Origin of the sequence: Eubacterium sp. MSJ-33, from assembly GCF_022174665.1 — a bacterium.
Taxonomy (GTDB): Bacteria; Bacillota; Clostridia; order Lachnospirales; family Lachnospiraceae; genus Coprococcus_C.
Window position 1 is genome coordinate 301,886 of sequence record NZ_CP076562.1, and the last position, 24,250, is coordinate 326,135.

Consider the following 24,250-nt stretch of genomic DNA (forward strand, 5'->3'; position numbering starts at 1 on the left):
ATTTTAGTATAATACACCTTAAGATAGCGAAGTATTACTACGTCTGGTATGAATTCATATATGATATTGGTTATCAGGATATTGTGATTTAAGGAGGCAAAATGAATTATTTATTAGAAATCGTTATTTTTAATGTTGTTATTTTCACAATTTGTGGGATTAATATGGCGAAGAAGGGCAAGCTTGGTATGATACAGGAATACCCAAAGGCGATACAGGATCGATGCAGAGAGCTTGGATTGATTCAGGAAAGTTCCGGGAAACTTACGAAGAAAGCTACGATAGGAAAAATTGGATTTTTTATTGGATACATATTTTTGCAGACAGCATTGGCGTATTTCATCGGCGGTGCACGCACATTTTTCGAGGGATGGTTTCATGGATATATCATGTGGATAGCAGAGATGTGGTTTGATGCATTGGTAGTGGATTGTTTGTGGTTTTGCCATAGCAAGAAAATGATAATTCCGGGAACTGAGGATTTGGTGGATGCCTACCATGATTATTGGCATCATATCAAATATGCAGTGATTGGAATGTTCAGTCAGGCAGTGATTGCTCTGCCGGTAGGACTTTTGGTAATGTGGATGTCAGCGAGATAAAGATAGAGGGCTTTCCGAGGTGTCAGGAAGCCCTTTTATAGTATTGCTAATTACGAGGTAGGTGCGGCATAACTCACATTGATTTCACTCCATTGAATCCAGATGGATGTGTTATTTGAACAGTTCATTGCATATCAACCTGCAGAGTTATAGTTACTATCATAGTATGCATAAATGGGGGATATGGATAGATATAAGGATTAAAAATTGCGAATTGGAATTTGTATGATATAATTTAGATTATAGATATTGAGATTATGTAATTAATGTGGAATAGCTTGTAGTATATATTCGATTATGATACAATATCCGAAAAATCGGAAAAACAAAAAAGGGACTAATAAATGGAAATATATGAAAAAATTTTTTCAAGGCTAGAAGAATTGCATATGAGCCAAACAGAACTATCGAAACGAACAGGGATTGCAACTAGCACAATTAGTGATTGGCGAAAGAAAAAGATTAATCCGCAATCAGATAAATTAGTTCCTATTTGCAAAGCTCTTGATGTATCATTGGTGGATTTGTTGTGTAATGAAGATGATAGAAATAACAAGGTATTAGTAAAGACAGATAATGCCAGTGAGATGATAATAATAGAAGAAATATCAAATGCATCCGAAGATATAAAAAACAAGGTATTCCAATATTTCAGATTATTATCTATACGTGATAATTTTACGGAGCAGGAGAAAGTGTCAAAGGATAAAAGAAATATTTCAATTATTCAGGATGTGGATGGGAAAAATATTGTTCTTATAAATGATATTCGTTTTAAATCAAGAAGAAATATTGATTGGGATGAGATAGAGAAAATATTAAGACAATATATTGGAGAATTTTATGAAATATACCAGACTGCTGAAAAAGTGTATATTGGAACAGATTTTCCAGACGAGTACACACATTCTAAATATACAAAAGCTATAAAAGGCGCTAATGAAAAAGCAAAGGCTAATGCAATTACAGCTATAGGTGAACTGATATCAATTGCCGACAATAAAATTGAATATCCGGATTATGAAGGACGGCATGGTAATAAAGCCAAAAACGGATGGTATCGGTATGATACAAGATTTGGAATTCCAATCTATGATGAAAGCGGAGAAATAGAAAGATATAATATTTTCCGAGCAAGATTGTTAATTCGATGTAATGAGAAAAAACAATTATTTTTATATGATATAATTCAAATAAAAAAAGAAACGAGCACGCCGCTTGAGTAAAAACTGTACGGTAGAAAACTTCGTTTCTTTTGTTGAAGTTTACTATATAAATATCAAATTGTCAATTATATTTTTAGAAGTGAATAACCAATCATGAACTACGAAAACATTTTACAATTTAAAGGAACATGGCGTGTGTATCAGGCACGAGTGCTGGATCGGGCGGAGCATTATGTGCGGGATGGCAAGATCCATATCGTGGCGGCTCCGGGTTCGGGAAAGACTACGCTTGGAATTGAACTGATACGCAGGCTGCAGGGAACGGCGCTCGTGCTTGTGCCGACCATTACGATCCGGGAGCAGTGGATCGCGCGGATCAAAGAAGCATTTTTGTGTGATGGTGTGGACGCTGATGCATATTTGTCACAGAGTCTGAAAGAACCGCGGGCGATCACAGTGACTACATATCAGGCACTGCACAGTGCTATGACGCAGATACAGGATGGAGAGGAAGATTATCAGGGATTTTCCCTGTTTCAGGTCTTGCAGGATGCAAAGGTAGATACACTTTGTCTCGACGAATGCCATCATCTGCGAAGCGAGTGGTGGAAATCTCTGGAAAGCTTGAAGGAGAAGCTGATCGATGTGACAACAATCGCACTTACAGCGACACCGCCATATGATTCGACACCTGCCATGTGGAACCGCTATATCGCGATGTGCGGCGAGATTGATGAGGAGATCACGACGCCGGAGCTGGTGAAGGAGGGAAGTCTCTGTCCGCATCAGGATTATGTGTATTTCAATTATCCGACGAAACAGGAAGAAGCGGAAGTGATACGGTATATGCAGGCACATCCGGACTGTGAGGAGTTAGATCCGAAGATAGAGAAGCATCTGACGAATTCCCTTGGGAAGATTGAAAGCATCCGCCAGATTACACAGCATGAATATGCATCACTTCATGGAAGGCTGCATATGCTGATCCTTACGGATTACATACGGAAGGAACATGAAAAATCAATCGGTAACCGGGAAGCAGATGTGAATCTGCTCGGGGTGCTGCCACTCTTTGAGAATCTTCGACGGGATGCGCAGGATATGTGGTCGGACATGCGACTTGGTGTGTTATGTGGAAGCATTATTGTGATACCCGCCGAGGCGAAGGATACGCTAATAAAAACTGTGGGTGATGCAGGCACGGTAACATTCTCGAAGCTTGGAAGTCTGCCGGAGACTGAGTATGTAAAGGTATCCACAGTTGGTGACTCGCATTTCCTGATACCAGCGGTGACACAGTTATTTGCAGATGGATATATTCAGGTGTTGATCGGTACAAAATCGTTGCTTGGCGAAGGCTGGGATTCCCCGTGCATCAATTCCCTGATTCTTGCAAGTACCGTTGGTTCGTTTATGCTCAGTAACCAGATGCGTGGCAGAGCCATCCGCACATGGGACAGGGAACCGGATAAGACAAGCAATATCTGGCATCTGGTATGCTTAAAACCGTGGTATGAGAGTTCTTTCGGGACGAAACCGGAGACGAGCGAGGATTACCGGATGCTCACCAGACGAATGGAACATTTCTTAGGTCTGCACTACACGGAGGATGTGATTGAAAATGGGCTTGCGCGGCTGTCGATCATACAGAAACCATTTACAAAGGCGAATGTCGCGAACATGAATGCCACAATGCTTGCCTTATCTAAGGAGCGGAGCCGCTTACGGGAGCGCTGGAGCCGTTCGCTTACGATCTATCCGAAGATGGAGGTCGTGACAGAGGTGAAGGTGCGGGATAAAGCGGTGCCAAGGGCGGCGTTTCATGATGCGGTAGTAAAGATGATATTCTCGATATTCCTGTTGTGTGCTGCGTGGTATATGGCGGCGCAGACAGGTGCGAAAACCGGGAGTGCGTGGCTTGGAACGCTAGCCGGAATATTTACGTTGGCGGGACTGGGGATGCTTTCATACTGCTTCCCGAAGATGTTTATGCTTGGAAGTCCGTACGAACGGTTGAAGACATTTGGCAAGGGAATCCGGAAGGCACTGGAGAAGCAGAAGCTTTTGGATATGCCGGACAGTACGGTTGTGACGGAGACGCCGGAGGCGTATAAACATGTCGTATATCTGCAGGGCGGAAGCGGGAGAGATGGCGCGCTTTTTTCCCGGTGTGTGAATGAGTTTTTTGCACCGGTTGAGAATCAGAAATACATCTTAGTCAAGCATGGAAGACAAAGAAGCAATGACCGTTTCTTTGCAGTGCCGGATTGTTTTTCGGCGAAGAAGGAACAGGCGGAGCAGTTTGCTGATTGCATGCGTCCATATATTGGCGCGTATGATTGTGTTTATACGCGGGCAGGACAGGGTAATGTTTTGCTGCAGGAGGCACAGAAGGTTGCCTATGCGAATCAGGAAGCACGCTGCAGTATGCGGCGGAAGGTAACAGGAAGAAAGTAGAAAGTTAAGGGAGCGATATCTTTTGGTATCGCTCCCTTTTTATTGTGACAGTGGGACACTCTTCGAGACAGAAGAAGCGTCCCTGATTGGGATTACCATATTTTCAAAGGCGTGCCGCATCTTCGGATGCCGGATCAGAAAATGAATCGCGGGTGTTTTGTTTTTGGATACAAGTACCCATTTTCCTTCATGAATGTAGATCTGGACGTTGCGAAAGGCAGAAGCTGTATTTTCAACAATATGATAGTTAGAATTATGCTTCCGGTATTCGTGAACCAGTTGTAAGTGTTCTGTATAATCCTCCCAACGGTAAAGAATCTCCTTTTCATAGAATAAGCCGGAAAGTGGGAGAACCATTGGTGACTGCTCAAATTCCTCTCTGGACAGAACAGGAATCTCTTCGGTGATGGAGTTATGCGATAAAATGATATTTGCCATAGCTTTCTGATCGGAGACGTATTGCCGGATTTGTTCCTGTTCCACTTGAGGAATCTGATTGTGGCATAAAATACGGTCAAGCAGATCTTCACTTAACGTATGTAACGACAGGGCATATAAAATATAATATCTTGCGCCTTCTTTTTTTGTGTCTTCATTCAGAAAGAAGTTGTATGCCTGTGCACGATCAGCACGATAGATTTCCATGAGTGGTGCTGCCTTTGATAAGAGCCTTTCGGCGCGCTTTTTGTAATAGGCAACTTCATTTTTATTATTGGTCAGATAATACCTTCCTTCAGCATGATAACCGTTGATGGCTTCGCCTGTTAATGCTGCGCTGCCGGATACCTTTAATAGGTTGGAAAAGACAGTACCCTGTGTATTCTTCAGGTAATAAGGAGAAATTTGACCGGACATGTACATTGGAATCCAGCTTTCCAGGCCAAGCATCATTTCGTCAAAAGAACGGTCGATATTATGAATCTGGTTCAGATGAAGTCCTTTCTTAATCATCATTCCCATACCGAACATCCATTTTTTTGGAAATTCCGGATCTTTTGCCATTTCGCTGATTGGCATATCGCTGTACATCGTGACGGGTTCCATGGATTTGGACAGAACCGTTGCTTTTAAAAATGCAAGCTCACTGTCCATCATTTCCTGTAAGCCAAAATAGTTTTTGGATGTTGGGAGCTGGAATGGAACAGACGGCACTTTCAATTCGTCAAAATGAATCGCACAGATGTATTCATCCAGATTGAATTCATCAAGCTTTTCCAGAAAGCTTGTAATCTGATCTTTGGAATGATTTGTACCATTTGCCAGCCAGTTGCAAAGGAGCGTCTGGTAATTGCCCGGATTGGCAAGATCTTCCGGACTGCATCCAAGTATTTCAGCAATTAATGACTTTTGGGAGTCTTCCTGATAGTGGCGTACTACAAAGTGTGATATGCCTGTAATCAATTGCTGGGGGTTAGCCGGCTGTCGTTGTCCGTTCCGAATTCTTGATATATAAGAAGCATCGTAGTTGAGTGACCGGGCAAGTCCGGAGATGTTGACGGAGAGAACTGTGAACAGGGTATCCAGATTTTTCTGCAGGTTTTCCATGCCGGTATTTTTGTTTTTTACATATGGAGCAAAGTCGTCCGTGACTGTCTGGATCGTCAGTCCGGATATTCCTTTTCCTTCTGCCAGCTGCACGATGCCTTTGACGAGACAGGACAGGTTTTCCGAACCTGCATCCGGAGTCCGTTCACCGGAGCGGTAGCGGCTGAGCGTTGCGGCAGAAAGCCCGGAGCTTTCGGACAGCATCTTTGCAGTACAATCCAGAGTATCCATATATTCTGCCAGTTTCTCATTAAAAGTCATGTTATTCTCTCCTTTTATGTGTCAGCTGTTTGTAAATGGCTGTTTGATATTGATTCTATAGGTACGATATACTATACAATAACAATAAAAACAAAAGATTACAACCGCATCTTTCCGTATAGTCATTGACAACCCGGTAAGAATAGACACAAGTCAAAAAAGGATTGTTATAATACAGAAAATAAAGGAAAGGGAGGTTGCTTTTATGGAAAAGATGAAACAAATTATGCGTTTTTTCGCAGTGTTTCTAACACTTGTTATGTTGCTGCCGTGTACAATCTATGCAGAGGAGGGGACAGAAATCACAGATGTCGATATCGAGAATGTCTGGTTCAACTATCAGCCGGGAGATGTTCCAAAAGCATCTGCCACTAAAATGGATCCGTTTTGCGATATGTATGACATCGAATATGAGTGTTGGGAATGCATGGAACAGACGGAACAAAGGTTGGAACCGACAGCATTCTGGTATTCCGATGAATCAAAAAACAACGCACTTGCAGAAGATAAAAAGATTACAAGCTTTGAGGAAGGCAAATCCTACATGTATAGTATATCTCTGAAAGCAAAGGATGGTTATAAATTTGCATCGGATTGTACTATGATGGTAAATGACAGTTTTGTCAATGCAAAAAATGTAAAGGTCAGTGGATCAACGATGTTTGTTGTTGCAATTAATTTCATTGAGCCATCAAAACCGGTACAGCTAAAGAAGATTGATCTGATTGAGCTTAATGGTGCAACGGTTAGTTTTAAGGCCGGGGATAAGCCGGTATTTACAGGGAAAGTACCGGATGGAGTACCATATATTTATCAGTGTGAATGGTGGCTTTGTGGAGATGCAGGCGTGAATTCCGCGGAATTCTGGGATAAAAGCTTTACTGAGCATATCACAGAATTTGAAGCCGGAAAGAAGTATGAATATGGTGCATATTTCAAGGCGGCGGAAGGATATTGCTTCACGTCAGATACGAAATTAAAGATAAATGGCACAGAATACACCTATCATTTACGTGAAGGGGATACGGAGCTGGAAAATCCGGACGAGATGCATACGTTATGGATGATTATAGGATTAACGATGACGCCAGTGGAAACTTCTGCACAATATGAAGTCATTGAAGGCGCAAATGGCTCCTGGACACAGAATACAGATGGAACGCTGAAGGTGCGTGCAAATGGAGATTTTTCAAAGTTTACAGGCGTTAAAGTCGATGGCACACCGGTTGATGCGAAGAATTATACAGCAGTTTCCGGGTCAACGATCGTTACACTGAAACCGGAGTATCTGCAAACGTTGTCTGAGGGAGCCCATACACTGACATTTATCTATGTGGATGGTGAATGCAGTACAAAATTTGCAGTAAAAGCAGCAGCGAAGCAGGCGGATGTGACACCACCGGAAACAGCTGTCAAAACACCAGACCCAAGCAAGCCTGTTGACCAGACAACTCTGAAAAGCCCAAAAACAGGGGATGAAAGCAATCCGTTTGTATGGCTATTGCTGGGTGTTGCTTCTGTGAGTGCCGCGGGAAGTGTGATTTATAAAAAGAAGAAGTAGTTGCTTGTTGAAAATCCGGAGGCGTATCTGCCACCGGATTTTTAATATGCATTCTTTCGTTCCTGCTTCGGTGTGATGTCTCTCCATTTCTTATATTGGCGTATGAAATGGCTGCAATCGTAAAATCCGGTTTCCTGTGCGATATAGTTGATATCAAAATCGGAGTTTAAGAGCAAATCCTGCGCTTTATTCATTCGGATATATTCGATATATTCCTTGCAGGAGCGACCGTAGTTTTCACGGAAAAGCTTTGCAAAATGGGAATAACTCAGATGGCACATGTCTGCAAGAGCCTGTACTTCCAGGAAAACGATTGAAACTTTTACCGATGATGAACGGGATATGAATATTTTTTCTTATATTATGGAGAGACATCAGAGAAATGGTTCGGCAAATGGAAAAATCATGAATTACATGCAGCAGACTTATCGTTATCCAACTAATTTTGAAACTGTGATTTACGCATCACAGCTTTTGCAGGCAGATGCGATACGATATGGAGTCGAACATTTTCGGAGGAATGATAAACAGCGGACAGGAGTTAGTACGGCTTCCGTTTGAATTTCCGAAGTATTTCCGATATGAGAATCCGAATCTACGCGCGTGTGTGGATGGAAATGAGATTACAGTATATGCAGACAACTATGCGAAGAGCATTGAAATATTAAATGATAATGAAGATTTAATTCTGTCGGATAATTACTTTGATTTAAACGCAGGTAGTAAAACAGTGAAAGTAATTCAGGAAAATATAGATCATATAAGATTGCGTAGCGTTTATGATATCTAGTATAATTGAAATTGGAGGAAAAAATAATGGATGCAAAATACAGAATTGATACACAGGAAAATAAAAAATTTATGAAAGATATGACGCAGAGCCTGTTGGAGTTTGGAAAGCATTTCGCATCTCCGGCAGGAAGTGCTTATTACCTTGGAGATGATGGTACACCCTGCGTAGACCGCCCGCGCGAGACTTGGATTACCTGTCGTATGGCACATGTGTATAGTATGGGGTGTATGCTTGGATATCCGGATAGTGATAAATTAGTCGGAAAAGCGTTGAAAGGACTTACGGGGGAATTGCGTGACAAAGAGTTTGGCGGGTGGTATAGTGGTATTACAAGTGATGGAAAAATATTGCCGAACAAACAATGTTATGCACATGCATTTGAGATATTAGCAGCATCGTCCGCGATTCTGGCCCGGAAAATCAGATTTATATCATGCGTTCCAGGCAACGTTGATATCATATAACCGTGTGGACCTGTCTATTGCGTGTGCAATAAAGGAGAAAAAAGATGGAGGATTGGAATGAAGAGTTTAGATGTTATTGCGTTGGGTGAATTATTGATAGATTTCACAGAAAATGGATTTAGTGCATACGGGAATCCGTTGTTAGAAGCAAATCCGGGTGGTGCACCGTGTAATGTGTTGGCGATGCTTCAGAATCTTGGTAAGAAAACGGCATTTATTGGTAAAGTAGGAAAAGACGCATTTGGCGATTATTTAAAGGATACCGTCTGTCAGGTAGGTATTGACGTGACGAACCTGATACAAGATGCAACAGTTCCGACAACGCTGGCATTTGTACATACGGCAACAGATGGGGATCGTAGTTTTTCTTTTTATCGTGAGCCGGGGGCTGATATGATGTTATCGGAATCAGAAATTGATTACAGTCAGATTGCGGATGCAAAAATCTTTCATTTTGGAACCCTGTCAATGACGCATGATGGAGTGCGGGCTGCAACAATAAAAGCGGTGGATTATGCAAAATCACATGGTTTGTTGATTTCATTTGATCCAAACTACCGACCGCTTTTATGGAAAAAGGAAGAGACAGCAAAGGAGATGATGCGGTACGGATGTGAAATCTGCGATATCCTGAAAATCTCGGATGATGAGATTACATTTATTACAGGAAAGGATACCGTGGAAGCGGCAATTCCGGTATTTCGGGAGATGTACCAGCCGAAGCTTATGTGCGTAACCTGTGGGAAGCAGGGAAGTATCGCAATCTACAAAGATATGCAGGTCGCAAGCGATGCGGTGCTTCGTCCGGATACGATAGAGACAACCGGTGCCGGAGATACGTTTATGGCATGCGTGCTGAATTATGTATTGGAACATGGAATCGAGGATTTATCGAAGGATGATCTGTATCAGATGCAGAGATTTGCGGCTATGGCAGCATCGATCATCACAACCAGAAAAGGGGCATTGAAGGTGATGCCGACAAAGGATGAGATTATGGATAAATTATGCATTGCATATATTTGATGAAATGCATTCTAATGTCTACATATTTGTGGTAATATAAGTATATCATTTTATTTAAGGAGTGTGCTGTTTGAAAAAGTACAATGAAATGGAGATTGTGGCATAACCGGGAGGTTTGCAGACAATCACGACAAACCTCCCGCACAGGGTGCATTTGGCGTTGACAAAGTTCAGGAGGATAATAAATATGAGCAAAAACAACATTACGATTCGTTTAGAGAGAAAAGAAGAGTATCGCGAAGTGGAAAACATGGTTCGGGAGAGCTTCTGGAATGTGTATCGCCCGGGATGCATGGAGCATTTCATGCTGCATGAGTTGCGGAAGGACGCGGCGTTTGTGCCGGAGCTTGATTTTGTAATGGAGCTTGACGGGACAATAATCGGACAGATCATGTTTATGCGTGCCGAAATTTGCGCGGATGATGGACAGACAGTGCCGATCATGACGATGGGGCCGATCTGTATCGCACCTGCGTATAAACGGCAAGGGTATGGCAAAATCCTGCTTGATTATTCTGTGAAAAAGGCACGGGAGCTTGGATGTGGGGCTCTTTGCCTGGAAGGAAATATCGATTTCTACGGCAAGAGCGGCTTTACCTATGCGAGCCGGTATGGAATCCGTTATCATGGGGTACCGGAAGGGGAGGATGTTCCATTCTTCTTGTGCAGGGAGCTGCAACGTGGGTATCTGGATGGCATAACCGGCGTGTATGCGCCGCCGGAAGGCTATTTCGTTGCAGAAGAAGCTGTGGAAGCGTTTGACAAGCAGTTTCCGTACAAGGAAAAGAAGAAACTTCCGGGACAGATTTTCTAGATGAATGTATAAGTATGGCGGAGGGGCAGTGCCTCTCCGTTTTGATGTGACAGAGGGACACTGCTTGTGACAGAAGAAGCGTCCCCAAGGAGAGACGATGAATAATTATAGGTTTACGATCAGCTACGATGGCACGCGCTATCATGGCTGGGAAAGTAAAAAAGAAGTGGATACGATCGAAGGGAAACTGGAAACCGTATTCGCCAGAATGACAAATCAGGATGTAAAGATCCATGGAGCAGGGAGAACCGATGCGGGTGTGCATGCAAAGGGGATGGTTGCAAGTGGATTTTTAGATACTACGCTTACACCGGAAGAGATCAAGGCATATGCGAATCATTATCTGCCGGATGATATCTGTGTCAGGGATGTCATGGTGGCATCCGAGCGGTTTCATGCAAGACTCAATGCAAAGGGAAAGGTGTATCAGTATACCTGCTATGTCGGTGATGGAAAGCCGGTGTTTGACCGGATGTATACGTGGGTATTGCCGGAATGGGTTACGAATGGGACACCAGACCGTATGCCGGATATAGAAGCGATGCAAAAGGCAGCAGGCTATCTTACAGGTACACATGATTTCAAAAGCTTTTGTGGAAATAATAAAATGAAGAAGTCCACGGTGCGGACAATCTATGATATTTCGATCATACAGGAGAAAGGGTATCTGCGGATGACCTTTCATGGAAATGGCTTCTTGCAGAATATGGTTCGAATATTGACCGGAACGTTGTTAGAGGTTGGCTATGGACGCAAAGATGCGGGAGATATGGAAGCGATACTTGCGGCCTGTGACAGGCAGACGGCGGGACCGACAGCACCTCCGCATGGCCTTACACTTCTGGAAGTAGAGTATTGAGCAGGACGAAAGGAAGGACACAAGATGTCAGGATATTTGATTAAGGACACAACAAAGGAAGAACGTGAGCAGATCGTAGCGGAATCGCTCGGAAATATTGCGGCAACCTGTGATGGCTGTATGAGTGGCTTAGCGGAGATGTATCAGGATTACATCGATGGGAAGAAGGAACTGCGAGAGATTAATATGGAATTTAATGCCCGTTATGTGAAGGGAGAAGACATGCCACAGCGAAGCAGATGCCCGATGTGATTGAACTATACGTTCATAGACATTTGTACCTGTAGCGGGTACAATGATTGCTAGGTATGAAAAACGGAAGGGGATAAGAGATGGTTAAATGTTTTGTTACAGGCGATAATCATATCGGAAAAAAATACGACCGATATCCGGAGATTCGAGATCTGCTGATTGAAAGCCGGTTTGAGTGTCTGCAGGATATGATCCAATACGCTGAACGGGATAAGTGCGAGTTGTTTATTGTAACGGGGGATTTGTTTGAGAATACAAATACGGTCAAAGTAGCAGATGTAAAGCAAGTTGCTGAAATTCTGGCAGCGTTTTCAGGTACAGTGTTGGTTTTGCCGGGAAATCACGATTATTATACCGGTGATGAAAAGGTGTGGCAGGATTTTGAAAAAGCACTTGCTAAACTTGATCACAATGTTGTTTTGCTGAATAAGTATCAGGCTTATACATTTGATACTATGGATGAGACAGTTGTTGTATATCCTGCATACTGCCAGTCTAAACATTCGGAAAATAATAATCTTGGATGGATCAAACAGGCCCAGATCGATCCGTCAGTGATTAATATAGGAGTTGCCCATGGAGCAATTCAGGGGGTGACACCGGATATGAATGGACAGTATTTTATCATGACAGAGCAGGAACTTCTGGATATCCCTGTGGATGCGTGGATGATTGGGCATACACATATTCCATATCCGAATTGCCTGAAGGAAACGGAAGAGACAACCGGTTATAAGATTTTTAATGCAGGGACACATGTGCAGACAGACCTGAGCAATGCAACCGAGGGAAATGGATTTATTATCTCTATTTCAAAGGAAGATGGAAAGAAAAAGGTATCTGCACGGAAATATGTAAGTGGTAAGATTCGCTTTTATGATCTGAAAGGGCAGATGAAACCACAGTCGGATACGGCACTTTTCGATGGGGTAAGTGACATGCTGAAAGATATTTCATGTAATTCGGTCATTCGAGTGAAACTATCCGGAGCAGTGAAACAGACAGAGTATGAGAAAAAAGAAGAAATCTATAAGGAATTGTTCGGTAAATATCTGACCTATGAAGTGGATGACCGGGAATTAAACGAAGAGATCAGTGTAGAAAAGATACGGGCGGAATATGCACAGACAAGTTTTGCTGCACAGTTTCTGGAACAGTTTATTGGAAATCCGACGGAACTGCAGATGGCTTATGAACTGGTGAAGGCGTGTAAGGATAAATAGGAGGGGAACACTGTTATGAACATACAGAATGTTGGCTGCGATCAGTTTGCCGGGATTCAGCGAAAAAATATTGAGTTTGACCAAGGGTTGAATCTGATTATCGGGGATAATGAAACAGGAAAAAGTACGCTTGTTGATCTTATATATTTTTTGCTTTTTAAAGATGTAAAACTGGATGGGCGAACAGATGTAGAATTTCTTGATAAATATTTTCCTAAGAAAGTGCAGGGACCACAAGGGGATGTGATTGATGGTGTACTGGAGTTTGAAACGGAAAATGGTACATACAAAATAAAAAAAGAATGGGAAAAAGGTGCCGGAACCTGCAGGTTGGTATGTCCGGATGGAACATCCATCAAAAATATAGATCAGATTAATTCGATTTTAACGGAGGAATTGGGTTATTCTGCGGGCGTTTATGATGAAATTATTTTTGCTTCACAGAAACGAAATCAGATGGCAGTGAAAAGCATCATGAGTAAGCTGCAGAAAAAAGCAGATATTGATGAATTGGGACAGACAAGAGATGTTCTGATATCCACGCTCACACAGGCAGCACTTGAGACGGGTGGTGTGTCACTCGATAAGATGGAACAGATGATCAGCCTGCATATGGAGCAGTTGTCCGGGCAGTGGGATCCGAAAGCAGACGCACCAAAGGGCGGTGCTTCCAGGGCGTCCTATAAGAACAAATGGCAGAAGAATGTTGGTGAGATAGCAGCGGCATACTACGAGATGGATGAAGCGCGTGCAAAGCAGCAGGAATGTGAGAGGTTAGAAGAACATGTTGAAAGTGGAAAGCTGCAGATTCGTCAACTGAGAGCAAAGAAGGAAGAAGTGGAGACAAAAAAAGAAGCTTTTCAGAAAGTCATGCGTGTGCTGGAACAGAAAAATCTGTTATGTGCATCTCTCGAAACGGCAGAGAGGGATGTACAGGAACAGGAAAAAATTTACATCAGCTGGCCGAAGTTTGAACACAACCAGGAGCAGGCACACTTGTTTAAGGAGAGACTGGAACAGGCAGTGTTGCGTGAACGTTTTGAGACACTTGCAAATAAACGAGTGATGTATGAGAAGAAGAAACAGGAACTTGATTCACTGAACGTGGTTGATGCGCAGGATGTTACGAATTACAGAACGTGGAGTAATGAAAAACAGAAGGAAGAAAGCAAGCTTGCCGGCATGAATCTGGCAGCGAAAATCAAACAGCTTGGTGATACGGAAATCACTGTGAAATCGATTGCAAACGATGAAGTGATCTCTGGGAAGGACGGATCTATTGCTATTACGGAAGCGGTTGTTGTCCATATCCCGGGTGTGATGGAAATGCAATTGCAGCCACAGGGTGTTGATGTAGAAACGGTGAAAGCGAATATTGTAAAGTATGATGCTAAGCTTCATGAACTTCAGGATAAATACGGAATTAAAGAACTTGAAGATCTGCAGGCAATGGAAAATCAATATATACAGGTTAATACAGAAGCTGCAAATCTTAAGAATCTGTTTGATACGATGCTTGGAGATACGTCATGGGAGACATTACAAAAACAAAATGAAGAGATACCGGTGGATGTAGAGCCAGTAGAAGAAGTGAAGCGGCAGGTGGAGCAGTTATGCGGTCGGAATACGATTGATGCATATATTGGCAGTGTGAGCGCAATTTTAGATGGATATAAGCAAAAATATGAGAGCGAAGATGCCTTAGCTGAAAATATTAGGAAGTTAAAACTGGATATTACATCAAAAAAGGAAAAATTGCAGACGATGGCACAGATTCCGGAAGAATATCAGAATATTACAGATACGGATGCGTATCTGACTGATCTGCAAGGAAAGTCGGATGTGTGTGAGTCAAAGATAAAAGTGCAGGAACAAGATTTGCGTGCTGCGGAGATTGCACTTGGAAAATACGATAAAACAGCAGAGGAATATCACGACGCGTTTACAGAAAAAAGACTTGCGTGGGAAGCAAAAAAGATGGAATATGAGCATTGGGTTCATATTCATGATACATTCCTACAGATGAAAGAAAGTATAGGAGGAAATCCGGTTGAAGATATCGAGAAGAATTTTCGCGTGTATCTTGATGTGATTTCTGACGGAGCGGTGGCGCTCGATTCCATCGATGATAAAATGTCTGTATCGCTTGCCAGTGGAAAGCATATGTTGACATATGATATTTTATCAGAAGGTACTGAGGAGACCGTCTCGCTTGCATTCCGGCTTGCCATGCTGGAGCATTTATTCCCGGAAGGAAATGGACTTGCTGTGTTTGACGATCCATTTGTGGATATGGATGCAAAACGAGTAAAGCAGAGTTGCCGGCTCATCGAGAAGTTTGCAGAGAAAAATCAGGTCATCTTTACAACATGTGATGCAAAATATCAGGATTTAATGCATGGAAACGTGATTTGCTTATAGAAACACTGTATTTTGTAAGACGAAATGATTTGGAGTAGAAACATTGGTAGTTACAGGAAAAGGACATTTGCAGATAATTTGTACCGACCCCCAAAAGTTAGACCAAAAATCTAACGATTGGGAGGTCGGTATTTTTATGGCAAAATATAGTTTTGAATTTAAGAAAAAAGTAGTAATTGCTTATTTGAACGGCGAAGGAGGGTACAACTATCTAGCACAAAAGTACAATGTAAAAAACAAAAGACAAGTGTTAAATTGGGTGGACTATTATAATAAATTCGGCGATGCTGGTTTGATGCGATCAAGAGAAAAAAAGAATTATTCTTTTGAATTTAAGCTTCATGTGGTAGAGTTATATTTATCAAGTGAGGTTTCATATCAGGAGTTAGCATTGTCTCAAGGAATAAATAATGCAGCAATGATTGCTCAATGGGTTCAAGGCTTTCGGATTGCTGGTCCTGACGCATTGAGACCTAAGAAGAAAGGTCGTAAGAAAACATTGAATCAAAAAGACAATCATAAAACTAAAACCTCTTCGTTTGAAGAGCGTGCAGTGGATACCAGCGCAGAACATGTCAAAGAACTTGAAGATGAGTTATTAAAGTTAAGGATAGAGAACGCCTTTTTAAAAGAACTGAGGAGACTGCGTTTAGAGGACGAAGCAAAAATGAGAGATGTGCAAGAGTCATCCACAGCCTCCGAAGAGAATTCAAACTAAAAGATCTTCTCTCATATACAGGTATGCCGAAAGCAACCTACATGTACTGGCAAAAGCGATTTGATAGAGAAAATCCGGATGCTGAATTAGAGGCTAAAATGCTAGAACTACACGCAGAGCACAAAGACTACGGCTATCGAAGAATGAAGGCAGAATTATGCAATCAAGGCTACGTGGTGAATAAAAAGAAAGTACAGAAGTTAATGCAACGACTAAATCTTCAAGTGACATCTTTCACTAGAAAATCTCGTAAGTATAGCTCTTATCGTGGAAAAGTGGGAACAGTTGCTCCGAATAGAATTAGACGACGATTTCACACCAATATACCGCATCAGAAGATTACAACAGATACAACAGAGTTTAAGTATTACGAGATAGATGAAAAAGGACGAATGGTGATGCAGAAGTTATATCTTGACCCATTTATGGATATGTATAATGGAGAAATCATAAGCTTTGGTATTGATAAACGACCATCTGCACAAAGTGTAATGACTGCTCTGGAAGAAGCAATCACAATCACTTCTGATTGTCGGTTTAGGAGAACATTTCACTCGGATCAAGGGTGGGCATATCAGATGAAGACTTACTCTCATAGATTAAGAGAAAATCGTATTTTTCAAAGTATGTCACGGAAAGGGAACTGCTATGATAATTCTGTTATGGAGAACTTCTTTGGATTATTAAAACAGGAAATATACTATGGTGTTGTATACTATAGCTTTGATGAACTTAAATTGGCGATTGAAAAATATATCAAGTATTACAATGAAAAACGTATCAAAGAGAAACTAGGATGGCTCAGCCCTGTACAATACAGGAAACGCCTCTTGGCTGCATAAATGAAAAATGCGAAGTGGAAAATCCACTTCGCAATAAAGTCTAACTTTTGGGGGTCACCTCAATTTGCAGGTGTCTTTTTTGTTTTCAATTATAAAGATGAATCAAACAGAGTACATTGACATGTGTGCTACAAAGTGATATTATTTTGATATCAAAATAAAGTATGCATTGATTCAAAGGGAGGAATTGGTTATGGAAGAGAAAATTTATACTACGAAGCGAAAAGGTATGGCAGTATTGCTAACTGTTTTATTCGTTTATCTGATTGCGATTGCAGGTACTGTATTCGGAGCAGTCAGATATGAGGATTCCGCAGAAACCGGCTATCTGGTACTCATGGTTGTTTCCATCGTTGTGTTATCACTTGGATGGTTTCCACTGATTGGACTTCGGGTGTTGAAGCCACAGGAAGCATTGGTTTTGACGTTGTTTGGCAAGTATGTTGGTACAATCCGCGAAGCTGGTTTTTACTTTGTGAATCCATTTTGTACAGCCATCAATCCGGCAGCAACAACGAAGCTTGCGCAGAGTGGTGATATCCAGCAGACAGCAGCGAAGAGTGCATTTTCCATCTCTGCGGATGGTACATCTGTATCGGTTGATGGTTCTGCATCAGGAAAGAAGATTTCATTAAAAGCGATGACACTGAGCAATGGCAGACAGAAGATCAACGACTGTCTCGGCAATCCGGTTGAGATTGGAATTGCAGTTATCTGGCGTGTAATGGATACAGCAAAGGCAGTTTTCAATGTCGATAACTATAAGGAATATTTATCCCTGCAGTGTGACAGTGCGCTTCGTAATATTGTGCGTGTCTATCCGTATGATGTGGCACCGAATGTTGATACAACTGGTGACGGTGTAGCCGATGAAGGCAGTCTGCGTGGTTCCGCAGAGGTTGTAGCCGGAAGAATCCGTGATGAGATCCAGAGCAAGGTCAATGAGGCAGGCCTTGAGATCGTGGAAGCAAGAATTACATATCTTGCATATGCACCGGAAATTGCATCCGTGATGTTGCAACGGCAGCAGGCATCTGCTATCATAGATGCCAGAAAGATGATCGTAGACGGAGCGGTTGGAATGGTAGAAATGGCGTTAGAAGAATTAAATAAAAAACAGGTCGTTGACTTGGACGAGGAGCGAAAGGCAGCTATGGTTTCAAATCTCTTGGTAGTTTTGTGCGGCAATCATGATGCGCAGCCAATCGTGAACTCAGGAAGCTTATACTAGATGGCAGCGAAAAAACAGATTCCGCTCCGCTTATCGGAAAAACTGTATGCCGATATTGCCGCATGGGCAGAAGATGACTTTCGATCCGTCAACGGACAGATTGAATATCTCCTATCCGAGTGCGTGAGACAACGGAAGAAAGATGGAAAATACGTCTCTGAGGAGATTGACGTTCCACCGGAACTGGATATCAAATAATATGAGACAGGGGGGACACTCTTCATGACAAAAACAACGTTCCCAAGGTAAGGAGGAGTTGAGATGAAAAACCACATTACATTCAAGCAGAAGATTGTTGAGATACTCGCCTATGTTTTGATGTGGGCATCGATTGTGATCGGGATTATATGGTCTGCAAAGCTGCCGGAGGAAATAGCAACACATTTTGACGCGGCTGGAAATGCAGATGGATATGGATCTCCGTATTCCTTCTTATTTTTACCAATCATCATGCTGATTACTTGTGGCATCTGCAGTCTGATCCTGCATTTCCTGCCACCCGATCTGTGGAGCATGCCGGTGAAAGTAAAACCGGAACATGCGGTGCGTGTGTACAGAGACGTTGTCTGGATGATGGTGGGGATGGAATTTTGTTTTGGTGTATTTACGCTTTATAGCACGATAACCGCTTATATGCAGAAGATGGATGGCATGCTTGCAGCAACGTTTATATTCATGGCAGTTTTATTTGGAATTATCATATGGTGTATTGTCGCGTGTGTGCGGCATAACCGGTAGGGCTTAACGAAAACTTAACATGAGAATTACACAGTACAGATAGATTCGAACCGAGGAAACTGATATTTTATAGATAAGATCACATAGTTTAAGTAGAACGATGTATGGTTTTATTGATAACCGGAATTGGAGAATTCGATGAGTCAGAAGCGGTTTCGAACAGGACATCTGAATGATATAGTAAAGCAGGAGCATCGTACATGGTTGATTTTTCCGATCATCATGGGGGTGCTCCTGCTTCGTTATGGATGGGAAATTTTCGCTGTGTCTAAGGCACAGATGATGCTTTCGAATGCACTTGGATTTTTAGTAATCATATTTCTGATTGCGCTGATGTTTGGCTGTATTCCTTTTTATATTCGCAGGGCAAAACTGCTTGGTGCAAAGAAAGAACTGCTTTCGAATTGTACCTTTGTGACGATGCAGGATCTTGATTATTACCGGGATAAACTTACCGGACTGACACCGGGAGAAATCAGTTTACTTGAAGATTTGCAGATTGAGGAAGAAAAGGATCTCAGTGCGTATATTCTCTGGTATGAGCATCTAGGATTGATTCGGGAAACGGAAGATGGGTACATACAGGGAGATCCCAAGCTGGGGGCAAATGAGAAATTGCGGGAGAGTGATCATTTCCTGATCGGGAAACTTTTGGAAGGAACAGCAAAGAAATATCTGCCAGAATGGAAAGAACAAGTCGTGGCAGAAGCAAGAGCAGATGGTTTCCTGAAGAAACGAAGTGGAATCCTTCCATCTGCGATTGAACGTCATGTGAAGATGCTCACGTTTTTCTGGGGAATGCTTTTGATTATCTGTATATTGCTGATTTCATCCGGCATAATGGAGTCGGCGATGCAGGGAGCATATAGCAACATCGCATTTCCATTGCCGGATCAGGTATTCTGGTTTGGCAGGAGATTGAACTGGATGATGGAATGCATGAATATGATAAGTGGAAAGTCAAATGAGGTCGAGTTGATGATCCGCACGCCGCATCTGCTTTCGACGATGGCACTTTGTTTTACTGTATTTGCGCTTTTCTTTTTACTATTGCTGATACCGTTTTTATATTTGAAAATGCGGAGCAGCCAGTTGACAGAGCGTGTTGATTATGTGCGGACAGAACGCGGAAATGAATATGCGGAATATATCTGGGGCATGAAGAATTTTATTCACGATTATTCGTATCTGAATGAGGCTGAAAAGGATGCGCTGGCGCTGTGGGATGATTATCTGATCTACTCAGTTTTGCTGGAGGAAAATATACAGATACAAAAAGAAATCATGGCACATATGGAGGAAAGGATGAAGAAATGATGGATGGAGCATGGATAATAAGAGTTGTAATTATGGCTGTCGTATTAGTATTGGTAATCGTGACGATTTGTATATGTAATCAGTTTATGGTATTAAAGACGCGGGCGGAGAATCAGGCGTCACAGATTGATATTCAGCTTGCCAGACGGGCGGATCTGATTCCGAATCTTGTGGAGATTGTAAAAGGGTATGCAAAGCATGAGAAGGAAACGTTCACAGCCGTGGTAGAGCTTCGAAACCGGATGGCATTGTCAGATACGAGAGCTGAGCGGTATCAGGCAAGTGTTGATCTGAATCAGGCATCCCGTCAGGTGTTTGCAGTGGCAGAACAATACCCGGAATTAAAGGCGAATACAAACTTTCTGCAGCTGCAGACAGAGCTTGCTGAGACCGAAGACCGCGTGAGCAAGGCAAGACAGTTTTATAACGATGCAGCCACGAAATATAACATCGAATTGCAGATGTTTCCGAAATCAATCCTTGCGAAGATATTTCATCTTTCAAAATTATCTCTGCTGGAATTTGGAAAGATGGAGAATCCGGGGATTCGTTTTTAAGATATGCCAAGACTAAATTATAGACAATTTACGAAATAAGTATAAGAAATCATATGAAAAAGTGGAAAATATATCCACTTTTTTTCTTTTATGTTAGAATGTAGTTTGTGACAGTTGTGTCATTGCTTGCCGGTACGCTAGTTTGAAAACCGTATGGAGTAAGACCGGCGATATGAAAAGGAAGATTGTTAATTATGACAGGAGATGAATCATATGAAGCTATCATTGGCGCATACATTACGGCACTATGATAAAAAGAATATAGGGAAAGATATCTTATCGGGACTCATCATCATGGCTGTTTCTATTCCGATTTCGATGGGATATGCCCTGATTGCGGGACTCCCTGCGGTGTATGGCCTGTATGGGTCGGTGTTTCCGATTCTGGCGTTTGCGCTTCTTTCAACGTCACCGCAATTCATATTCGGCGTGGATGCGGCTCCGGCAGCACTGATTGGTACTGCACTGTTGACTTTGCATGTTGAGGCAGGAAGTGAAGAAGCCATGGCGGTTGTTCCGGTGCTTACGTTCTTTGTCGCGGTGTGGCTGCTTGCATTTTCTTTTATGAAGGCGGGAAAGCTCGTCAATTACATATCGGCTCCGGTGATGGGAGGATTTATCACAGGTATCTGCTCGACAATCATTCTTATGCAGGTGCCGAAGCTTCTTGGCGGTACGGCAGGAACCGGAGAGTTTTTTGAACTGGCAAAGCACATCGGACAGACAGCAAAGCATGTGAATGTGCCATCCATCCTCTTAGGCGTGGCATCACTTGTAATCCTGCTTGTTGCAAAAAAACTGGTTCCGAAATTCCCGATGGCAGTTGTTCTGATGGCTGCGGGAGCCTGCTATACGCGGTTTGGAAATGTGCAGGAGCTTGGAATCCAGACACTCTCGAAGGTGGAGACGGGACTTCCGAAGTGGCAGATGCCGGATTTTTCAGTTGTCTCAATCCGGGAGGCTGTGACAGTCAGCCTGTCGGTTGCAGTTGTAATTATGGCGGAGACGTTGCTCGCAGAGAATAATTTTGCACAGAAAAACGGCTACCGTATCGACGATAATCAGGAAATCTTTGCATTCTCCATCGGAAATTTTCTTGCAGCATTTACCGGGTGCTGTCCGATCAATGGTTCCGTATCCCGTACGGCAATGGGCGAACAATATCAGGGAAAGACACAGCTTACCTCACTTGTGGCAGGACTTTCCATGATCGTGCTTTTGCTGTGTGGAACGGGATTTATTGCCTATTTGCCGGTTCCGGTGCTTACCGCGATTGTGATATCGGCATTGCTTGGGGCGACGGAGTTTGATCTGATGGCACGGCTCTGGAAGGTCAGCCGGACGGAATGTATGATCTTTACCGGCGCATTTTTCGGTGTACTCCTGCTTGGTACGATCAATGGTGTTTTGATCGGTATTTTGCTTTCCTTTGCGGAGGTGATCATCCGGACAGCGAAGCCATCCACCTGCTTTCTTGGGATTCAGCCGGGGCATAAGCATTTCCGTGATCTGAAGGAAAGCAGCCAGATTCACGCACTGTCCGGTGTGCTTGTTTACCGGTTCAGCAGCAATCTGTTCTTTGCAAATGTGCAGGTGCTGAAAAATGATATTGAGGATCATATAAAACCGGATACGAAAGCTGTAATCCTTGATGCGGGCGGAATCGGAAGTTTGGATATTACTGCGGCAGACTGCCTGAAGCGTCTGCATCAGTTATTAAAAGAAAAGGGCATCCGGTTCTATATGACAGAACATATTTCGGATGTGAACGAACAGTTAAGGAAGCTTGGACTCGGATATCTGATTGAGGAGGGGTGTGTGCGCAGAACCATCCATATCGCATTGAAGGATATGGGAATCAACCGTCCATATCCGCTGGAGGATGGCGTGGATAATGAGGAGCGCAGTGCATCAAGAAAGCGGGCGGATAACCGGGTGCAGGAATTCGTGTGGGCGTTTGGTTCCGATGCGGAAAAACAGATCGAGCGTCAGATTGAAAAGCAGATTGCACAGTTAAAAGAAAGTGGTGATATCGAGGATCTGCTGCATGGACGATGGGCGCATATGGAGGAACTTGACGAAGATGAGTGGCTGGAACACTTGGAGGAACACCTGAAGGAGATTGTCAATATATCCGGCAAGGATGAACATACCCTTGCGATGCAGATTGAGGAACATAGAAAACAGGTGCATGACCGGATTGCAAAGAATCATCCGGAACTTGCAGAACGTCTCAGGGAGCGCAGACATGTGCTTGATGCACATCTGAAAGAACGCCATCCGAAGGTGTATGAGCTTGTACTGCAGTCGCGGGAGAAGAATGACCGGAATCATTGATTGCTTATATGTGGGAGATGCCGAAATTCTGCTTTGACGATTCGTGTAAAACAGATTGAAACAAACAGGTAACTATGCTAGAATATATACGATTATGTGGCGTATATAGAAATCTATGGCAGACAATGAATCTACACGCGTGAATGTTGTTTGTTGCTGCCGACAGCCCGAAAAACAGGAGGATTTATACGATATGGAACAGTATAAAGAGCAGTTTATTGAATTTATGATCGATTGTAACGTATTGAAGTTTGGTGATTTCGTGACAAAGAGCGGAAGAAAGACACCATTTTTTGTGAATACAGGTTTTTACAGAACAGGTTCCCAGTTAGCACGTCTGGGTGAGTATTATGCGGAGGCAATCAAGGACAAGTTCGGCTTTGATTTCGATGTGCTGTTTGGACCGGCATATAAGGGAATTCCGCTTTCCGTAGCTACAACAATGGCGATTGCCAACAAGTACGATGCGGATATCCGTTACTGCTCAAACCGTAAGGAGATCAAGGACCACGGGGATAAGGGAATCCTGCTTGGAAGTCCAATCAACGATGGTGACAAGGTTGTGATTATCGAAGATGTAACAACCGCAGGTACTTCGATTCAGGAGACACTCCCGATCGTGAAGGCGCAGGGCGATGTCGATGTGCTCGGTCTTGTTGTATCGGTTGACCGTATGGAGCGTGGTCAGGGTGAGAAGAGTGCACTGATGGAAATCGAAGAAAACTATGGATTAAAGACGACTGCAATCGTAACCATGGCAGAGGTGGTAGAGCATCTGTACAACAAGCCTTATAAGGGGAAGGTTGTGATTGATGACACCTTGAAGGCAGCGATTGACGCATATTATGAGCAGTATGGCGTAAAATAGTTTTATTTGCAAGTATGGGAGGTCTAAAGTATGGAGAAGTTATATCATAAGCTCAATACAATCGGAATCAGCAACCTGGTTATAGGAATTGTGACAATTCTTGTCGGAGTTGGTGCAGGTGTTACGATGATCGTGAATGGTGCGCGCCTGATCACAGGCAAGAAAGATATCACGTTTTAGCGAGATTGTGAAAAATAA

The 24,250-nt window shown here is 42.8% G+C and carries 24 protein-coding genes; 22 read left to right on the forward strand and 2 right to left on the reverse strand.

The annotated features are described in order from the left end of the window. Positions 1 to 101 precede the first annotated feature (101 nt). The 3 genes from KP625_RS01350 to KP625_RS01360 all read left to right on the forward strand — a co-directional run bounded on the left by KP625_RS01350 (position 102) and on the right by KP625_RS01360 (position 4,225). Positions 102 to 602: a hypothetical protein gene (locus KP625_RS01350; protein ID WP_178017224.1), complete on the forward strand. Its 501-nt coding sequence runs from the start codon at positions 102 to 104 to the stop codon at positions 600 to 602. 344 nt (positions 603 to 946) lie between these two features. Beyond that, positions 947 to 1,828, forward strand: coding sequence for a helix-turn-helix domain-containing protein (locus tag KP625_RS01355; RefSeq protein WP_238298860.1), 882 nt, complete (start codon positions 947 to 949; stop codon positions 1,826 to 1,828). 93 nt (positions 1,829 to 1,921) lie between these two features. Further along, entirely contained in the window at positions 1,922 to 4,225 is a 2,304-nt protein-coding gene (locus tag KP625_RS01360; protein ID WP_238298862.1) for a DEAD/DEAH box helicase, read from the forward strand. Between the two features lie 39 nt (positions 4,226 to 4,264). On the opposite strand, the gene KP625_RS01365 is transcribed toward KP625_RS01360, so the two are convergent. Further along, the gene (locus KP625_RS01365) at positions 4,265 to 6,031 is read right to left on the reverse strand and encodes a hypothetical protein (protein WP_238298864.1); all 1,767 of its coding nucleotides are present in this window, start codon (positions 6,029 to 6,031) and stop codon (positions 4,265 to 4,267) included. A gap of 205 nt (positions 6,032 to 6,236) precedes the next feature. Here KP625_RS01365 and KP625_RS01370 point away from each other — a divergent pair, with 205 nt between their 5' ends. Further along, positions 6,237 to 7,592 carry a X2-like carbohydrate binding domain-containing protein gene (locus tag KP625_RS01370; RefSeq protein ID WP_238298865.1) on the forward strand — a complete coding sequence of 452 codons (1,356 nt, stop codon included), beginning with the start codon at positions 6,237 to 6,239 and terminating at the stop codon, positions 7,590 to 7,592. A 41-nt stretch (positions 7,593 to 7,633) separates the two neighbouring features. On the opposite strand, the gene KP625_RS01375 is transcribed toward KP625_RS01370, so the two are convergent. Continuing rightward, positions 7,634 to 7,873 (reverse strand): helix-turn-helix transcriptional regulator, encoded by a 240-nt coding sequence (locus KP625_RS01375; RefSeq protein WP_238298867.1) that lies wholly within the window; start codon positions 7,871 to 7,873, stop codon positions 7,634 to 7,636. A gap of 82 nt (positions 7,874 to 7,955) precedes the next feature. Between KP625_RS01375 and KP625_RS13635 the strand changes: the two genes are divergently transcribed. The 18 genes from KP625_RS13635 (at position 7,956) to KP625_RS01460 (ending at position 24,232) form a co-directional block, all read left to right on the forward strand. After that, entirely contained in the window at positions 7,956 to 8,153 is a 198-nt protein-coding gene (locus tag KP625_RS13635) for a hypothetical protein (protein ID WP_370641383.1), read from the forward strand. Further along, on the forward strand, positions 8,113 to 8,382 hold the full coding sequence (locus tag KP625_RS13640; protein ID WP_370641384.1) for a glycoside hydrolase family 2 protein: 270 nt from the start codon (positions 8,113 to 8,115) through the stop codon (positions 8,380 to 8,382). Before KP625_RS13635 ends, KP625_RS13640 begins: the two co-directional genes overlap by 41 nt. A gap of 26 nt (positions 8,383 to 8,408) precedes the next feature. Then, positions 8,409 to 8,849 carry an AGE family epimerase/isomerase gene (locus KP625_RS01385; protein ID WP_238298869.1) on the forward strand — a complete coding sequence of 147 codons (441 nt, stop codon included), beginning with the start codon at positions 8,409 to 8,411 and terminating at the stop codon, positions 8,847 to 8,849. Between the two features lie 57 nt (positions 8,850 to 8,906). After that, positions 8,907 to 9,875: a carbohydrate kinase family protein gene (locus KP625_RS01390; RefSeq protein WP_238298871.1), complete on the forward strand. Its 969-nt coding sequence runs from the start codon at positions 8,907 to 8,909 to the stop codon at positions 9,873 to 9,875. 187 nt (positions 9,876 to 10,062) lie between these two features. After that, a complete protein-coding gene (locus KP625_RS01395) occupies positions 10,063 to 10,689 on the forward strand; it encodes a GNAT family N-acetyltransferase (RefSeq protein WP_238298872.1) in 627 nt (208 codons plus the stop codon). Between the two features lie 97 nt (positions 10,690 to 10,786). After that, the gene (gene truA, locus KP625_RS01400; RefSeq protein WP_238298874.1) at positions 10,787 to 11,548 is read left to right on the forward strand and encodes a tRNA pseudouridine(38-40) synthase TruA; all 762 of its coding nucleotides are present in this window, start codon (positions 10,787 to 10,789) and stop codon (positions 11,546 to 11,548) included. A 24-nt stretch (positions 11,549 to 11,572) separates the two neighbouring features. Continuing rightward, positions 11,573 to 11,800 (forward strand): purine biosynthesis protein PurH, encoded by a 228-nt coding sequence (locus tag KP625_RS01405; protein ID WP_238298876.1) that lies wholly within the window; start codon positions 11,573 to 11,575, stop codon positions 11,798 to 11,800. Between the two features lie 80 nt (positions 11,801 to 11,880). Then, positions 11,881 to 13,023, forward strand: coding sequence for a metallophosphoesterase family protein (locus KP625_RS01410; RefSeq protein WP_238298878.1), 1,143 nt, complete (start codon positions 11,881 to 11,883; stop codon positions 13,021 to 13,023). 15 nt (positions 13,024 to 13,038) lie between these two features. Then, the gene (locus KP625_RS01415; RefSeq protein ID WP_238298880.1) at positions 13,039 to 15,444 is read left to right on the forward strand and encodes an AAA family ATPase; all 2,406 of its coding nucleotides are present in this window, start codon (positions 13,039 to 13,041) and stop codon (positions 15,442 to 15,444) included. A gap of 136 nt (positions 15,445 to 15,580) precedes the next feature. Next, positions 15,581 to 17,004 (forward strand): IS3 family transposase gene (locus KP625_RS01420; protein WP_238297613.1). Its coding sequence is split into 2 segments (ribosomal slippage): positions 15,581 to 16,070 and positions 16,070 to 17,004, totalling 1,425 coding nucleotides; the frame shifts between segments, so codons are not numbered across the junction. A 193-nt stretch (positions 17,005 to 17,197) separates the two neighbouring features. After that, positions 17,198 to 18,235 (forward strand): SPFH domain-containing protein, encoded by a 1,038-nt coding sequence (locus KP625_RS01425; RefSeq protein ID WP_238298882.1) that lies wholly within the window; start codon positions 17,198 to 17,200, stop codon positions 18,233 to 18,235. Further along, on the forward strand, positions 18,236 to 18,433 hold the full coding sequence (locus tag KP625_RS01430) for a hypothetical protein (protein WP_021985103.1): 198 nt from the start codon (positions 18,236 to 18,238) through the stop codon (positions 18,431 to 18,433). It begins immediately after the preceding gene. Between the two features lie 63 nt (positions 18,434 to 18,496). After that, a complete protein-coding gene (locus KP625_RS01435) occupies positions 18,497 to 18,973 on the forward strand; it encodes a DUF1648 domain-containing protein (protein WP_238298884.1) in 477 nt (158 codons plus the stop codon). 126 nt (positions 18,974 to 19,099) lie between these two features. Then, positions 19,100 to 20,290, forward strand: coding sequence for a DUF2207 family protein (locus KP625_RS01440; protein WP_238298886.1), 1,191 nt, complete (start codon positions 19,100 to 19,102; stop codon positions 20,288 to 20,290). 32 nt (positions 20,291 to 20,322) lie between these two features. Then, entirely contained in the window at positions 20,323 to 20,847 is a 525-nt protein-coding gene (locus KP625_RS01445; protein ID WP_238298887.1) for a LemA family protein, read from the forward strand. A 213-nt stretch (positions 20,848 to 21,060) separates the two neighbouring features. Continuing rightward, a complete protein-coding gene (locus KP625_RS01450; RefSeq protein WP_238298889.1) occupies positions 21,061 to 23,184 on the forward strand; it encodes a SulP family inorganic anion transporter in 2,124 nt (707 codons plus the stop codon). Positions 23,185 to 23,377: 193 nt separating this feature from the next. Continuing rightward, the gene (gene pyrE, locus KP625_RS01455; RefSeq protein ID WP_021985098.1) at positions 23,378 to 24,052 is read left to right on the forward strand and encodes an orotate phosphoribosyltransferase; all 675 of its coding nucleotides are present in this window, start codon (positions 23,378 to 23,380) and stop codon (positions 24,050 to 24,052) included. A gap of 30 nt (positions 24,053 to 24,082) precedes the next feature. Beyond that, positions 24,083 to 24,232, forward strand: a complete 150-nt coding sequence (locus KP625_RS01460) for a hypothetical protein (protein WP_177970106.1) — start codon at positions 24,083 to 24,085, stop codon at positions 24,230 to 24,232. The last annotated feature ends 18 nt before the right edge of the window (positions 24,233 to 24,250 follow it).